The 14,551-nt window shown below is 70.2% G+C and carries 13 protein-coding genes and 1 riboswitch; of the genes, 5 read left to right on the top strand and 8 right to left on the bottom strand.

Annotated features, from left to right (window positions below):
- Positions 1-53 precede the first annotated feature (53 nt).
- The 8 genes from OG509_RS26375 to OG509_RS26340 all read right to left on the bottom strand — a co-directional run bounded on the left by OG509_RS26375 (position 54) and on the right by OG509_RS26340 (position 8,995).
- Positions 54-1,133: an ABC transporter ATP-binding protein gene (locus OG509_RS26375; protein ID WP_406184992.1), complete on the bottom strand. Its 1,080-nt coding sequence runs from the start codon at positions 1,131-1,133 to the stop codon at positions 54-56.
- 5 nt (positions 1,134-1,138) lie between these two features.
- Positions 1,139-2,212, bottom strand: coding sequence for an ABC transporter ATP-binding protein (locus tag OG509_RS26370; RefSeq protein ID WP_406187691.1), 1,074 nt, complete (start codon positions 2,210-2,212; stop codon positions 1,139-1,141).
- 35 nt (positions 2,213-2,247) lie between these two features.
- The gene (locus tag OG509_RS26365) at positions 2,248-3,249 is read right to left on the bottom strand and encodes an ABC transporter permease (protein WP_382985786.1); all 1,002 of its coding nucleotides are present in this window, start codon (positions 3,247-3,249) and stop codon (positions 2,248-2,250) included.
- Between the two features lie 151 nt (positions 3,250-3,400).
- Positions 3,401-5,161: an ABC transporter substrate-binding protein gene (locus OG509_RS26360; protein WP_406184991.1), complete on the bottom strand. Its 1,761-nt coding sequence runs from the start codon at positions 5,159-5,161 to the stop codon at positions 3,401-3,403.
- A 41-nt stretch (positions 5,162-5,202) separates the two neighbouring features.
- A complete protein-coding gene (locus OG509_RS26355; RefSeq protein ID WP_403724231.1) occupies positions 5,203-6,195 on the bottom strand; it encodes an ABC transporter permease in 993 nt (330 codons plus the stop codon).
- A 511-nt stretch (positions 6,196-6,706) separates the two neighbouring features.
- Positions 6,707-7,447 carry an enhanced serine sensitivity protein SseB C-terminal domain-containing protein gene (locus OG509_RS26350; protein ID WP_030159172.1) on the bottom strand — a complete coding sequence of 247 codons (741 nt, stop codon included), beginning with the start codon at positions 7,445-7,447 and terminating at the stop codon, positions 6,707-6,709.
- Positions 7,448-7,503: 56 nt separating this feature from the next.
- Positions 7,504-8,241 (bottom strand): enhanced serine sensitivity protein SseB, encoded by a 738-nt coding sequence (locus tag OG509_RS26345; protein ID WP_406184989.1) that lies wholly within the window; start codon positions 8,239-8,241, stop codon positions 7,504-7,506.
- Positions 8,242-8,347: 106 nt separating this feature from the next.
- Positions 8,348-8,995 carry an AAA family ATPase gene (locus tag OG509_RS26340; RefSeq protein WP_406187690.1) on the bottom strand — a complete coding sequence of 216 codons (648 nt, stop codon included), beginning with the start codon at positions 8,993-8,995 and terminating at the stop codon, positions 8,348-8,350.
- 255 nt (positions 8,996-9,250) lie between these two features.
- A riboswitch (glycine riboswitch) is annotated at positions 9,251-9,355 on the top strand.
- Between the two features lie 184 nt (positions 9,356-9,539).
- Here OG509_RS26340 and gcvT point away from each other — a divergent pair.
- The 5 genes from gcvT (at position 9,540) to OG509_RS26315 (ending at position 14,481) form a co-directional block, all read left to right on the top strand.
- Positions 9,540-10,655, top strand: coding sequence for a glycine cleavage system aminomethyltransferase GcvT (gene gcvT / locus OG509_RS26335; protein ID WP_406184987.1), 1,116 nt, complete (start codon positions 9,540-9,542; stop codon positions 10,653-10,655).
- A 125-nt stretch (positions 10,656-10,780) separates the two neighbouring features.
- Positions 10,781-11,161 carry a glycine cleavage system protein GcvH gene (gcvH, locus tag OG509_RS26330; protein WP_406184986.1) on the top strand — a complete coding sequence of 127 codons (381 nt, stop codon included), beginning with the start codon at positions 10,781-10,783 and terminating at the stop codon, positions 11,159-11,161.
- 15 nt (positions 11,162-11,176) lie between these two features.
- A complete protein-coding gene (gene glyA, locus OG509_RS26325) occupies positions 11,177-12,433 on the top strand; it encodes a serine hydroxymethyltransferase (RefSeq protein WP_403724243.1) in 1,257 nt (418 codons plus the stop codon).
- 279 nt (positions 12,434-12,712) lie between these two features.
- Positions 12,713-14,095, top strand: a complete 1,383-nt coding sequence (locus OG509_RS26320) for an L-serine ammonia-lyase (protein WP_406184985.1) — start codon at positions 12,713-12,715, stop codon at positions 14,093-14,095.
- Positions 14,096-14,202: 107 nt separating this feature from the next.
- Positions 14,203-14,481 carry a hypothetical protein gene (locus OG509_RS26315; protein ID WP_406187689.1) on the top strand — a complete coding sequence of 93 codons (279 nt, stop codon included), beginning with the start codon at positions 14,203-14,205 and terminating at the stop codon, positions 14,479-14,481.
- The last annotated feature ends 70 nt before the right edge of the window (positions 14,482-14,551 follow it).

The raw sequence follows: 14,551 nt of genomic DNA, 5'->3' as shown, positions 1-14,551 counted from the left end.
GGCCGAAGGCATGCCCGTGTCCCGGGGCTCTGGGCCCCGGGACTCCGGGCGGGTTACTCCGAGACCGTCGCCAGGGCCTCGGCGGCGCCCGGGAGGGCCGGGTCGCCCGGGGCCTGGTCGGCGGCGTTCTCCGGGTGGTGGCAGGCCACCTGGTGGCCCGTGGCCAGCGCCAGCATCGGCGGCTCCTGCGTCGTGCAGATCTGCGTGGCCTTCCAGCACCGCGTGTGGAACCGGCAGCCGGAGGGCGGCGAGATCGGCGACGGGACGTCGCCCTTCAGCAGGATGCGGCCGCTCTTCGCGCCCCGGCGGCGGGGGTCCGGCACCGGCACGGCCGACAGCAGGGCCTTGGTGTACGGGTGCATCGGGTTCTCGTACAGCGACTTGCGGTCGGTCAGCTCCACGATCTTGCCGAGGTACATCACCGCGATGCGGTCCGAGACGTGCCGGATGACCGACAGGTCGTGCGCGATGATCACGTACGTGAGGCCCAGCTCCTCCTGGAGGTCGTCCAGCAGGTTCACCACCTGGGCCTGGATCGACACGTCCAGCGCCGAGACCGGCTCGTCGGCGACGACCAGCTTCGGCTTCAGGGCCAGCGCGCGGGCGATGCCGATGCGCTGGCGCTGGCCGCCCGAGAACTCGTGCGGGTACCGGTTGTAGTGCTCCGGGTTGAGGCCCACCAGGGACAGCAGACGCTGCACCTCCGCCTTCAGCCCGCCCTCCGGCTGGACGCCCTGGAGCTTGAAGGGGGCGCCGACGATCGTGCCGACCGTGTGCCGCGGGTTCAGCGAGCCGTACGGGTCCTGGAAGATCATCTGCACGTCGCGGCGCATCGGCCGCATCGCGGAGACCCCGAGGTGCGTGATGTCGCGCCCCTCGAACTCGACCGTGCCGCCGGTGGGCTCCAGCAGGCGCGTGATGAGCCGGCCCATCGTCGACTTGCCGCAGCCGGACTCGCCGACCACGCCCAGCGTCTCACCGCGCCGGACGTCGAAGTCGATGCCGTCCACGGCCTTGACGGCCCCGACCTGCCTGCGCAGCAGCCCCTTGTTGATGGGGAAGTGCTTGACCAGGCCGGTCACCTTCAGCAGCGGTCCCTCGTCGGAGTCCTGCGGCGCGTCCGTCTTCTTCATGTCGGTCACAGCTTCGGCGCAATCTCTTCGGTCCAGATCCGGGTCCGCTCGTCCTGCGACATGTGGCAGGCGGACCAGTGCCGGCTGTCGTCCTCGGTGAGCTCGGGCCGCTGGGTGCGGGTGATGCCGCCCTTGGGGATGTCGGCGTACGGGCAGCGCGGGTTGAAGGCGCAGCCGCTCGGAATGTTGATGAGGCTGGGCGGCGAGCCCTTGACCGGGATCAGGCGCTCGGTCTGCTCGCGGTCGATGCGCGGCATGGAGCCGAGCAGGCCCCAGGTGTAGGGGTGGCGGGGTTCGTAGAAGACCTTCTCGGCGGTGCCGCGCTCGACGCACCGGCCGCCGTACATCACGAGGATGTCGTCGGCCATCTCGGCGACCACGCCGAGGTCGTGCGTGATCATGATGACCGCGGAGCCGAACTCCTTCTGGAGGTCGCGGATCAGGTCGAGGATCTGCGCCTGGACGGTGACGTCGAGGGCGGTGGTCGGCTCGTCCGCGATGAGCAGTTCGGGGTTGTTGACCAGCGCCATCGCGATCATCGCGCGCTGGCGCATACCGCCGGAGAACTCGTGCGGGTACGCGTCCACGCGCCGGTGGGGCTCCGGGATGCCGACGCGGTCGAGCATCTCGACCGCCCGGGTGCGAGCGGTCTTCTTGTCGACGTCGTGGTGGGTCCGGTACGCCTCGACGATCTGCTTGCCGACCGAGTAGTACGGGTGCATCGCGGACAACGGGTCCTGGAAGACCATCGCCATCTTGCGGCCGCGCAGCTTGCGCACGTGGTCGGCGTCGGCCCGTACGAGGTCCTCGCCGTCGAGCACGACCTGGCCCGAGATGTGCGGGCGGCTACGGGCGTTGCCGGTGCGGTGCAGGCCCATGATGGCCAGCGAGGTCACGGACTTGCCGGAGCCGGACTCGCCGACGATCCCGAGCGTCTTGCCGCGCTCCAGGTCGAAGGAGAGCCCGTCGACGGACTTGACCAGGCCGTCGTCGGTCGGGAAGTGCACCTTGAGGTCGCGTACGGAGAGGAAGGCCGTGCTGGTGGACGGCCCGTCCGTCGGCCCGGCCTGCTCGGGCACGAACGCGGGCCCGCTGCCGGTGGTGGGGTTCTCGGTCACGTCAGCCTCACGCGCGGGTCGATGACGGCGTACAGCAGGTCCACGATCAGGTTGGCCATCACCACGAAGAGCGCGGCGAGCAGGGTGACGCCCATGATCACGGGCAGGTCGCCCTGGCCGATGGCGGCCACGGCCGCCGTCCCCAGACCCTGGAAGTTGAAGGTCGTCTCGGTGAGCACCGCGCCGCCGAGGAGTCCGCCGAGGTCCAGGCCGAACATCGTGACGATCGGGGTGAGGGTGGAACGCAGGGCGTGCTTGCGGATGACCACGCCCTCCTTGAGCCCCTTGGCGCGGGCGGTGCGGATGTAGTCCTCGCCGAGCACGTCCAGCATCGTGGCGCGGGTGATGCGGGCGTAGGTGGCGGCGAAGAGGAAGGCCAGGGTCACCCAGGGCAGGATCATGGAGTTGAGCCAGGCCACCGGATCCTCGGTGAGTGGTCTGTAGTTGGACACGTCCAGCCAGCCGAGGCCGTAGACGAAGATCGCGGGGGCCACCATGCCGGTGAAGAAGATCGGCAGGGAGACGCCGGCGAGCGCGCCGACCATCACCGTGCGGTCGATGGCGGTCCGGCGTTTGAGCGCCGAGACCACGCCGGTGGCCACACCGGCGATCACCCAGATGACCGCCGCGCCGAGGGCGAGCGAGAGGGTGACCGGCATGCGGTCGACCATGGTCTCCCAGACGGGCGCCTCGGTCTTGAAGGAGTATCCGAAGCAGGGGGCGGCGCAGTGGGTGACATCGGTGCCGCCGTCGTAGTCACGGCCGACGAAGATGCCCTTGACGAAGGTCAGGTACTGCTCGGAGATGGGCTTGTCGAAGCCCATCTTCACGCGGATGCCCGCCAGGGCGGTCTCGTTGGTCTCGCGGCCGGCGTACATCAGGGCCGGATCGCTGCCTGTGATCTTGGGGACCGCGAAGAAGATGCCGAAGGTGACCACGGAGACCACCAGCAGCGTGGCGACGACGTTGAACAGCCGCCGTATGAGGTAGACGAGCACTGCAGTCGGCCGCCCGGGGCGGGCGGCTGCCGCCCCTCGTGGGGACGACAGCCGCCGCCTGCGGCCTTCACCTGCCCTTCGGACTAGCGCATGTGCGGTGAAGGCACTTGCCTGTTGTTACGTGACGACTCGACGACTCGTGCCGGTCGGTTTACTTGGCGGCGATACCGACCGTGGCGAGGTCGATCTTGCCCATGGAGTCGTTGAAGTAGACGTTCGTCAGACGCGGGTTGTGGTAGACGAAGGCCTTGTCGAAGTTGATGGGAAGGTAGAGCGCCTTCTCCATGACCTTCTTGTTGATGTCCGTGTAGAACGGGGCGGCGGCTTCCGGAGTCGCGGCGGCGGCGGCCGTCTTGAAGAGCTGGTTGATCTCCGGGTCGTTGATCATCGTGTAGTTGTTGTTGCCGTTGGGCTGGATGAACGATCCGTCGACGAGCGGCTGGAGGAAGCCCGAGCCGGAGTTGTAGTCGGCGCCCCAGCCCATCACGATGATGCCGTAGTTCTTCTTCTTCACGTTCTCGGGCGAACCGATCACGGAGGAGGAGAGCTTGCCGTCGTACTGGTCGATGGTGACCTTGATGCCGACCTTGGCGAGCGAGGCCTGCAGGGACTCGGCCGTCTTCACCTCGGGGGCGCGGTTGTTGCGCACCGCGATGGTGGTCTCGAACCCGTCCGGCTTGCCACAGGCCTTGAGGGCCTCCTTGGCCTTGGCCTCCTGCGGCTCGCCCTTGGTCAGGCCGAAGGGGTCGTAGCCCTTGTCGGCACCGGGGATGCCGGGCGGCAGCATGTTCGCGCCGAGGTCACCGCTGGTCGGGCCGCCGCGGGCGGTCTGCAGGGACTTCGGGTCGGCCGCGAGGATGACGGCCTTGCGGCACTCGATGTTGTCGAACGGCGCGACCGTGGTCGGGAAGGCGAAGTAGCGGATGTAACCCGTGAACGGGTTGTCCGCGTTCTGCTTCAGCTTCTCGTCCTTGAGGACCTTGTTCTTGCCGGCCTGCTGCATGCCCGTGCCGTCGATGGCGAGGTCGATGTCGCCCGACAGCAGGCGCGCGTCCATGTCGTCCGGGTTGGTGGTCACCGTGAAGGAGACCTTGTCCGGCAGACCCTTGCGGATCGTGTCGGTCTTCGGGTCCCAGTTCTCGTTGCGGACGAAGGTCGCGCCCTTGCTCGCGGTGAAGCTCTCGACCTTGTACGGGCCGGTGGAGACCGGCTTGTTGGTGTACGTGGCGCCCGTGTCCTTGGCCGCCGGGACCGGCGAGGAGGACGGCATGGCCAGCAGGTAGCTGAAGTCGGAGTTGGCGCTCGCCAGGTTGAAGACGATCGTCTTGTCGTCCGGCGTCTCGACGGACTTCAGACCCATCTTGCCCGGGTCGGTGTCCTTGTACGGGCCGGGGTACTTCTGGCCCTGGTCGAGGATGTCGATCAGGTAGGTCGGGCCGCCGGACAGCACGTCCTGCGCGAAGACGCGCTCGATGCCGTACTTGAAGTCCTTCGAGGTGATCGGCGTGCCGTCCTCGAACTTCACGCCGTCCTTGATCTTGAGGGTGTACGTCTTGCCCTCGTTGCTCAGGACCGGCAGGCCTTCGGCGAGGTCCGGGACGAGCTTGCTGCCGTCCTTGCCCGGCTTGCTGTCGTACGCGAGCAGCTGGCGCACGTAGAGGCGCTGGATGTCCCACACGAAGCCGTAGTAGGCACGCGCCGGGTCGAGGTAGTCGACGTCCTGCGGCGACCAGAGCTTGAGCTCCCCGCCCTTGGCGTCCGAGGGGTTCACCATGCCGGTGGTGGCGGCGTTGAAGGCGGCGCCGCCCTTGCCCTCGGTCTTCTTGCCGCTGTCACTGCCACCGCACGCGGCGGTCAGGGACAGGGCGGCGATCACGGCGGTGATCGCGAATGCCTGCTTTCTGCGGATCACGTTGGTCCAACCTCCATTGGTGGGTGAATCGTTGAAGCGGTTCAGCTGCCCTTGGGGTCGAGTGCGTCGCGCAGCCCGTCCCCGAAGAGGTTGAACGCCAGGACGGTGATGAAGATCGTGATACCGGGGACCACCATGTACGCGGGGTCGTCCTGGTAGATGGGGATGGCGTCGGACAGCATCTTTCCCCAGGAGGCGGTGGGCGGTTTGACGCCGGCGCCGAGGAAGCTGAGGGCCGCCTCCGTCAGGATGTTGGTCGGAATGAGCAGCGTCGAGTAGACGAGGATCGGCGCGACCAGGTTGGGCAGCAGTTCCTTGATGAGGATGTAGCCGCGCCCGGCGCCGAGGCTGCGCGCCGCCTCGACGTACTCGCGCTCCCGCAGGGAGATCGTCTGACCGCGCACGATACGGCCGATGTAGGGCCAGCCGAAGAAGCCGATCACGACGATCAGTACGCCCATCCGGACGCCCGAACCCGAGAACCCCCAGAGGGAGTTGGGGACGACGGAGACCAGGGCGATGGTGAACAGCAGCTGCGGGAAGGCCAGCAGCAGGTCCATCACGCGGCTGATGATGCCGTCGACCCAGCCGCCGATGAACCCGGCGAGCGCGCCGAGCAGGCTGCCTATGGTGACCGAGACGAACGCCGACAGGAACGCGACGACCAGCGAGATGCGGGCGCCGTAGACGATCCGGCTGAACACGTCGCGGCCGTTGGTGGGTTCGACGCCGAGCAGGAAGTCGGAGCTCATGCCGCCGAAGGAACCGAGCGGTGTACCGAGGTCCGGGTCGATCAGGTCCTCGTGGAACTCGTTGGGCGGGTGGCCCAGCAGGCTCACGATCTGCGGTGCGAAGACCGCCACCAGGATCAGGAAGATCACGACCACGCCGCCGGTCAGCGCGACCTTGTCGCGCTTGAGCCGCATCCAGGCGATGCGGCCGGGCGAGCGGCCTTCGATGGCCTTGGCTGGGACGTCGGCTACGGACACGGGTGCGGGTGATTCCGCGCTCGTGTCGTGCAGTGGTGCCGTCATCGTGGTGGGGACCCCTCTCGGCCGACGGGTTGCCGGCCCATGCCCGCCGCTGTGGCGGCGTTGGTGCGGAGTGGCGCTCGGAGTGCGTGGTGACACGCAGGACGCGTGTGAGGTGCAGGAATTGCGGGAAGTGCCGTGCGGAGCGACAAGAAAAAAATCAGTTGCCGAACCGGGTCTTGGAGGACTGACCGGCTCTTGGGTGGGGAGTCTTCATCGGCGCTGCGATCAGCCGCCAGACCCGCAGATGAATGGATGCGCAACCGTGATGTGAGGGTCGGGTTCCCGTTATCCGGACTTCGCTCTCGCCTGAGCGGATCAAGACCGTCCGTTCGGTACACAATCGGACATGGCGCCCAACTCGCGGTAGGAGCATGCCTTTTGGGCCCACAAGGCCGACGAAATCCGGACAAGTCGAAGGCCGCGGGGAACGGTCGTTCCCCGCGGCCTCGGTTGGCTCGATACGGCCGTCCCGGTCAGTGGACCGGGACCTGGCCAGTGGACCGGAGCCCGGTCAGTAGACGGGCGCCTGGCCCTCGCGGTCGTAGAAGGGGCGCGTCTGGGCGCGCAGCCACATCGCGACGGGGTCGTGCTCGTCCGCCAGCGCCACCGTGCACACCGGCACGCCCTCGGGCACCGCGCCGACCGACTGGCGCATCATCTCCCGTACGGATTCCAGCGCGGGCGCGGAGGCGTCGTACAGGTCGAGCCCCACCGCGAGGTACGGCGAGCCCAGCGAGGGCTGCACCCAGGCGCGGCGCAGCGAGCGCACGGCGGGGGTGCGGTGCGCGTGCTGGGTCAGCAGCCCGTAGAACTGCGGGAGCTCCAGGGCGGGCTCGGACAGCCGCAGCGGGCCGGCCGGCATCCGGTCGAGCCCGGTGGCGATGCGGCGCAGGTCGGCCCAGGGGATGCCGAGGCCGCCGCCCTGGACGTGCGGGTTGAGCCACAGGCCCCAGCGGTCCGGGTAGAGGGCTCGGGAGACGTCCCGGCCGGTGACCACCTCGTAGCCCCGGTTCCAGCCGCTGGCGGCCAGCTCCTGGGGGGAGGTCACGCAGGGCGCGTACCCGAGCCCCTCGACCTCCATGCCGCCGTACTGGGCGTCCGGGGAGCCCGGCTGCCCCTGCCACAGCAGCATCCACAGGCGGCCCTCGGCGAGGGCGTGCAGAAGCGACTCGTAGCTCTCGAAGCGCCCGGGCGTCACCTGGCGCATCATGTGCTCGACCTGCCCGGCCGCGGCCGTGCCTGACGCACTCACCCGGTACCCCTCTTCGTCCGCCCGTCCACCCGTATCGGCACCCAGCTTAAGCGGCGCTAGGCGAGGTAGAAGGGGCGTACGCGCTCGGCGATGAAGTCGACCACCGGGTCCTGCGCGGCGTCGAGGAGGATCAACTGCACGGGCCAGGGCGGCGTCACGCGGGCCAGGACCCGGCCGAGGGCGTCCATCGGGGCATTCCGCATCTCGGGCTCCCATCCCAGCAGCCGGACACCGATGTAGAGCTCCGGTGCCCCGCCCTCGACGCTGGCCAGGCAGCGGTGGGCGGCGGCGACCACGCCGGTGGCGCGGAACTCCTCGGCGGCGGCGGCCAGGAAGTCCACCGGGTCCTGCTGCCAGTCGGGCTCGTAGAGCCGGACGCGGCCGCCGGTGGCGGGGCCGTCGAGGGGGGTCCGGCCGGTGCGGCAGAGCTCCGCGACGGCGGGCGGGGGCAGCGGGACGCCGACGGCGCCCTCGGGGTTCACGGCGATGCCGAGCTGCGGGGGCAGACCGCGGGCGAACTCGACGGCGGGGGCCACGGCGAAGTCCATGGCGGGGCCGGCGCAGGCGCGGAACTGGGCCTCGGAGCTGTACACGGGGACGTACGGCGCCCCGTTGATCTCCATGGTGGGCAGCGTGAGGCCGCCGGCCGCGTCCGGGCCGCCACCGGCGGGCAGCGGCACCCAGAGCCGGCTGCGGCCGAGCACCTCGACGATCCGGGCACCGGCGTCCGCCTGCCCGAGCGCCGCCCCGAGCACCTGCTCCAGCTCGTTGTCCGGCCAGCCGCCGCCCTGCATGTACGCCTCCGCTGTTTCGCCCCACGCTGTCGGCCCGAGGTTAACGGCTCGGACCGACACCGCCGGCGGGGGCCCCGACCGGCCGGCCCCCGGCGCTCCGCGGTCCCTACGGCCGCCGGAACGCTATGCGGGTCACGCGGGCCGCCGAGCCGCGGTCCAGGAGCACCGCCGAGGTGCAGCCCGCCGGGAGGCGGCCCGATTCCGCGTCGCGCAGCAGCCGGGCCACCGCTCCCCGGTGGCGGGCGAAGGCGTACGCCGACACCCCGCGCCCCCGCGCCGCCTGCCCGGCCAGCGCCTCCTCCGGGCTGGTGTCCAGCAGCAGCAGGTGCAGGGCCCGGCCCCGGCGCCGCGCGGCCGCGGCCAGCAGGCTGCGGACCCACGTCTGCGTTCCGCAGTCGTGGACCACCGCCGAGGCGCCGGAGCGCAGGGTCCGCCAGAGCCCCCAGTAGTGGGCGAAGCGGACCAGCGGCCGGTACACCGCGTACGGCAGCGCCCTCGGCATCCGGCGCTCCCAGCGCTCGCGCACGTCCTGGGAGTCGATGCCGCCGTCCTCGGCGGCCCGCTTGATCAGCGTGCTCTTGCCGCCGCCCGGCAGGCCGGACACCACGACGATGTCCCCTTCCGTGAAGCCGAGCCACTGCGGGCCGTGCGCGCCCCGGCCGCGCAGGTCGCGTACGGGAGCGCCCTCGGCGCACGCCCGCCGCACCGTCGCCGTCGCCGCCGCGTCCACGGATCCCGTCCCGGTCAACGCCAGCACTCCGAATCTCCGCACAGTGATCGCCTCCCCCAATCGGGCCCCGCAGGGGCCCCATGCCCACTGAGTGTAAAGAGACGGTAATCCGGCACCCCCGGTTCCGGTCGGCGCATCCCGGCCGCACCCGTCCCCCGGGACGTCCCTCCGTACGTCCTGCCGTACGTCCGTCCGCACGTTCTTTCGGGCCCGCACCCCCGATCGCCCGGACGGCGTGCAATGATGTGCGCCATCTGGACCAACTGCATACCGGCCGCTTGAATCCGCGCGGGAGAGTCCCGGCACGCCTGTGAGGCGGTGCCCGGGCGCCGAAGGAGCAAGTACCTCCCTTGAATCTCTCAGGCCCCGTACCGCGTGGATGAGGCAGATCTGAAAAGCGAGCCGCGCCGCCGTCCACCGCGACGGCATCCGCGTGCGCTCCACCCAAGGTGCAAGTCGAAGTTCCCCGGGTCCGACCGGGAACTCTCGGCGAACCTCTCAGGTTCCGATGACAGATGGGGAGGAACGTCCTCGTCATGTCATGCCCTGGGACCCGGGAGCCACACCCATGAGCACTGCCCCCCGCCTGACCGCCCTCGACGCGCTGCACCGTTCGCTCGGTGCGACCATGACCGATTTCGCGGGCTGGGACATGCCCCTGCGGTACGGCAGTGAGCGCGACGAGCACAACGCCGTCCGGACCAAGGCCGGCCTCTTCGACCTCTCCCACATGGGCGAGATCACGCTGACCGGCCCGGAGGCCGTCAAGGCCCTGGACTACGCGCTGGTCGGCAACATCTCCACGGTCGGCGTCGGCCGCGCCCGCTACACGCACATCTGCCAGGAAGACGGCGGGATCGTCGACGACCTGATCGTCTACCGCCTGGGCGAGACCGAGTACATGGTCGTCGCGAACGCCTCCAACGCCCAGGTCGTCCTGGACGCCCTGACCGAGCGCGCCGCCGGCTTCGACACCGAGGTCCGCGACGACCGTGACGCGTACGCGCTGATCGCCGTGCAGGGCCCGGAGTCCCCCGGCATCCTCGCCTCCCTCACCGACGCCGACCTGGACGGGCTGAAGTACTACGCCGGCCTGCCGGGCACGGTCGCGGGCGTGCCCGCGCTGATCGCGCGTACGGGCTACACGGGCGAGGACGGCTTCGAGCTGTTCGTCGCCCCCGAGCACGCCGTCGAGCTGTGGCAGGCGCTGACCAAGGCCGGCGAGGGCGTCGGCCTGGTGCCGGCCGGCCTGTCCTGCCGCGACACGCTGCGCCTGGAGGCGGGCATGCCGCTGTACGGGCACGAGCTGACCACCTCCCTGACCCCGTTCGACGCGGGGCTGGGCCGGGTCGTGAAGTTCGAGAAGGAGGGCGAGTTCGTGGGCCGCGCCGCCCTGGAGGCCGCCGCCGAGCGCGCCGCGACGAACCCGCCCCGCAAGCTCGTCGGCCTGATCGCCGAGGGCCGCCGTGTCCCGCGCGCCGGGTTCCCCGTCGTCGCCGACGGCCAGGTCATCGGCGAGATCACCTCGGGCGCCCCGTCCCCGACGCTGGGCAAGCCGATCGCGATGGCTTACGTGGACGCGGCGCACGCCGCGCCCGGCACCTCCGGCGTCGGCGTGGACATTCGCGGTACGCATGAGCCGTACGAGGTCGTGGCCCTGCCGTTCTACAAGCGGCAGAAGTAACTCCCGTACGCCGTACCGGTGCCGCGGCGGTCCCGTACGGGCGCCGTCCCCGGCCCCGTACCGGCCGTCTCGATCCGCAAGACCACTGTTCGTTCGCACTCCCCCGCATCCAGGAGAATCAGGTCATGAGCAACCCCCAGCAGCTGCGTTACAGCAAGGAGCACGAGTGGCTGTCGGACGCCGAGGACGGCGTCGCGACGGTCGGCATCACGGAGTTCGCGGCCAACGCGCTCGGTGACGTCGTCTACGCCCAGCTCCCCGAGGTCGGCGACACGGTGACCGCGGGCGAGACCTGCGGCGAGCTGGAGTCGACCAAGTCCGTCAGCGACCTGTACTCCCCCGTCACCGGCGAGGTCGTCGAGTCCAACCAGGACGTCGTGGACGACCCGGCGCTCGTGAACACCGCTCCGTTCGAGGGCGGCTGGCTGTTCAAGGTGCGTATCGCGGAGGAGCCGGCCGACCTGCTCTCCGCCGAGGAGTACGCCACGCTCACCGCCGGCAACTGACCACAGGGGATCCTGATGTCTGTTCTGAACACCCCCCTCCACGAGCTCGACCCGGACGTCGCCGCCGCCGTCGACGCCGAGCTCGCCCGCCAGCAGTCCACCCTGGAAATGATCGCGTCGGAGAACTTCGCTCCGGTCGCCGTCATGGAGGCCCAGGGCTCGGTCCTGACCAACAAGTACGCCGAGGGCTACCCGGGCCGCCGTTACTACGGCGGCTGCGAGCACGTCGACGTGGTCGAGCAGATCGCGATCGACCGCATCAAGGAGCTGTTCGGCGCCGAGGCCGCGAACGTCCAGCCGCACTCCGGTGCGCAGGCGAACGCCGCCGCGATGTTCGCGCTGCTGAAGCCGGGCGACACGATCATGGGCCTGAACCTGGCCCACGGCGGTCACCTGACCCACGGCATGAAGATCAACTTCTCCGGCAAGCTCTACAACGTGGTCCCGTACCACGTCGACGAGACCGGCCGGGTCGACATGGCCGAGGTCGAGCGCCTCGCCAAGGAGTCCAAGCCGCAGCTGATCGTCGCCGGCTGGTCCGCCTACCCGCGCCAGCTGGACTTCGCCGCCTTCCGCCGCATCGCGGACGAGGTCGGCGCGTACCTGATGGTCGACATGGCGCACTTCGCCGGCCTGGTGGCCGCGGGCCTGCACCCGAACCCGGTGCCGCACGCCCACGTCGTGACCACCACCACGCACAAGACCCTCGGCGGTCCGCGCGGCGGTGTCATCCTGTCGACGCAGGAGCTGGCCAAGAAGATCAACTCCGCGGTCTTCCCCGGTCAGCAGGGCGGCCCGCTGGAGCACGTGATCGCGGCCAAGGCGGTCTCCTTCAAGGTGGCGGCCTCGCCCGAGTTCAAGGAGCGCCAGGAGCGCACCCTGGAGGGTGCGAAGATCCTCGCCGCCCGTCTGGTCCAGGACGACGTCAAGGCCGTGGGCGTGGACGTCCTCACCGGTGGCACCGACGTGCACCTGGTCCTGGTCGACCTGCGCAACTCCGAGCTGGACGGCCAGCAGGCCGAGGACCGCCTCCACGAGGTCGGCATCACGGTCAACCGCAACGCGATCCCGAACGACCCGCGGCCGCCGATGGTCACCTCGGGTCTGCGGATCGGTACGCCGGCGCTGGCCACCCGCGGTTTCGACGCCGAGGCCTTCACCGAGGTCGCCGAGATCATCGCGCAGGCGCTGAAGCCCGCGTACGACAGCGAGGACCTCAAGGCGCGCGTCTCCGCGCTCGCCGCGAAGTTCCCGCTGTACCCGACGCTCTAGGCGCCGGCCTGGAAGGGCCCGGCCCTGTTTTCCACAGGGCCGGGCCTTTCTCATGACCGCAGCCGTACGCAGACGCCGTCGTGGAGCGGGAACGTGACCTGACCCACGCCTAACCGCAACCTCGCGCACCCGGTCCGGCAGACAAGCCGTTCACTTCGCCACGTTAAGCTCAGCTGTCGGACAAAATCCGAACAATCACCCCTCGCGAAGCTCCCGAACCACCCGCACCACCTCTCCTGCCCCCTCCCACCCCACGAGCAGACAAGGGAGTCCGCCACCGTGGCCATCTCCGTCTTCGATCTCTTCTCCATCGGCATCGGCCCCTCCTCCTCCCACACGGTCGGCCCGATGCGGGCCGCCCGCATGTTCGTGACCCGGCTGAAGAAGGACGGCGTACTCGCCCAGACCGCGGCGGTCCGGGCCGAGCTGTACGGCTCCCTCGGCGCGACCGGCCACGGCCACGGCACGCCCAAGGCGGTGCTGCTGGGCCTGGAGGGCCACTCCCCCCGCTCGGTGAACGTGGAGACGGCCGACGACGAGGTGGAGCGCATCCGCAAGACGGGCCGCCTGCGCCTGCTCGGCACCGAGATAGGGGCCGCGCACGAGATCGCCTTCGACGAGCCGAGCCAGCTGATCCTGCACCGCCGCCGGTCCTTGCCGTACCACGCGAACGGCATGACGCTCTTCGCGTACGACGCCGCGGGCGCCCCGCTGCTGGAGAAGACGTACTACTCGGTGGGCGGCGGCTTCGTGGTGGACGAGGACGCGGTCGGCGAGGACCGGATCAAGCTCGACGACACGGTGCTGAAGTACCCCTTCCGCAGCGGCGACGAGATGCTGCGCATGGCCCGGGAGAGCGGCCTGTCGATCTCCGCGATGATGCTGGAGAACGAGAAGGCCTGGCGCACCGAGGAGGAGATCCGCGAGGGCCTGCTGGAGATCTGGCGGGTCATGCAGGCGTGCGTCGGGCGCGGCATGTCGCGCGAGGGCATCCTGCCGGGCGGCCTGAAGGTCCGGCGCCGGGCCGCGAACACCGCCCGCAAGCTCCGCTCCGAGGGCGACCCGCAGGCGCTGTCGATGGAGTGGATCACCCTCTACGCGATGGCCGTGAACGAGGAGAACGCGGCCGGCGGCCGGGTGGTCACCGCTCCGACGAACGGAGCCGCGGGCATCATCCCGGCGGTCCTGCACTACTACGTGAACTTCGTGCCGGGCGCCGACGAGGAAGGCGTGGTCGACTTCCTGCTGGCGGCCGGTGCGATCGGCCTGCTCTTCAAGGAGAACGCCTCGATCTCCGGCGCCGAGGTCGGCTGCCAGGGCGAGGTCGGCTCGGCCTGCTCGATGGCGGCGGGCGCCCTCGCCGAGGTCCTGGGCGGCACCCCGGAGCAGGTGGAGAACGCGGCCGAGATCGGCATGGAGCACAACCTGGGCCTGACCTGCGACCCGGTCGGCGGCCTCGTCCAGATCCCCTGCATCGAGCGCAACGGCATGGCGGCGGTCAAGGCCGTCACCGCGGCCAAGATGGCCATGCGCGGCGACGGCACCCACAAGGTCTCCCTCGACAAGGTCATCAAGACCATGAAGGAGACCGGCGCCGACATGAAGATCAAGTACAAGGAGACCGCCCGCGGCGGCCTGGCGGTCAACGTCATCGAATGCTGACCCTCTGATCCGGCACGCATGACGAAGGAGGGGCCCGGCGCGCTGCGCCGGGCCCCTCCGGCGTTCCCCAACACGGTGAATTCGCAGGCCAACCGAGGTTTGCGGGCCTGGCGGCTGTCGCAGCGCTCCCCTTCGCCGTCGCACTCTTCGCGGGCACGGCCCAGGCCGACAACGGAGCCGGTGCGGGCGTCTCGTCCAACGCCGCCGTCGGCGAGATCCTCGGCAGCGGGGTCGCCGGCAGCAACGTCGGCAACTCCTCCACCACCCAGCAGATCGCCACGGGCTCCGGGGCCTCCAACCAGAGCAACGGCGCCCAGGCCAACGGCTCCGGCTTCACCGCCATCGGGCAGTCCAACGACTCCTTCCTGTTCAACCCCGTCCCGTAACGGACCGGTGACGCGGCGGCCCGCCCTCCCCCCGGAGGGCGGGCCCCTTCGCGTTCCCGCCCCGTTCCTG

Source organism: Streptomyces sp. NBC_01006, assembly GCF_045162725.1.
Lineage (GTDB): Bacteria > Actinomycetota > Actinomycetes > Streptomycetales > Streptomycetaceae > Streptomyces.
Note: the sequence above shows the minus strand (reverse complement) of the source record. Positions and strands in the feature narration are given on the sequence as shown.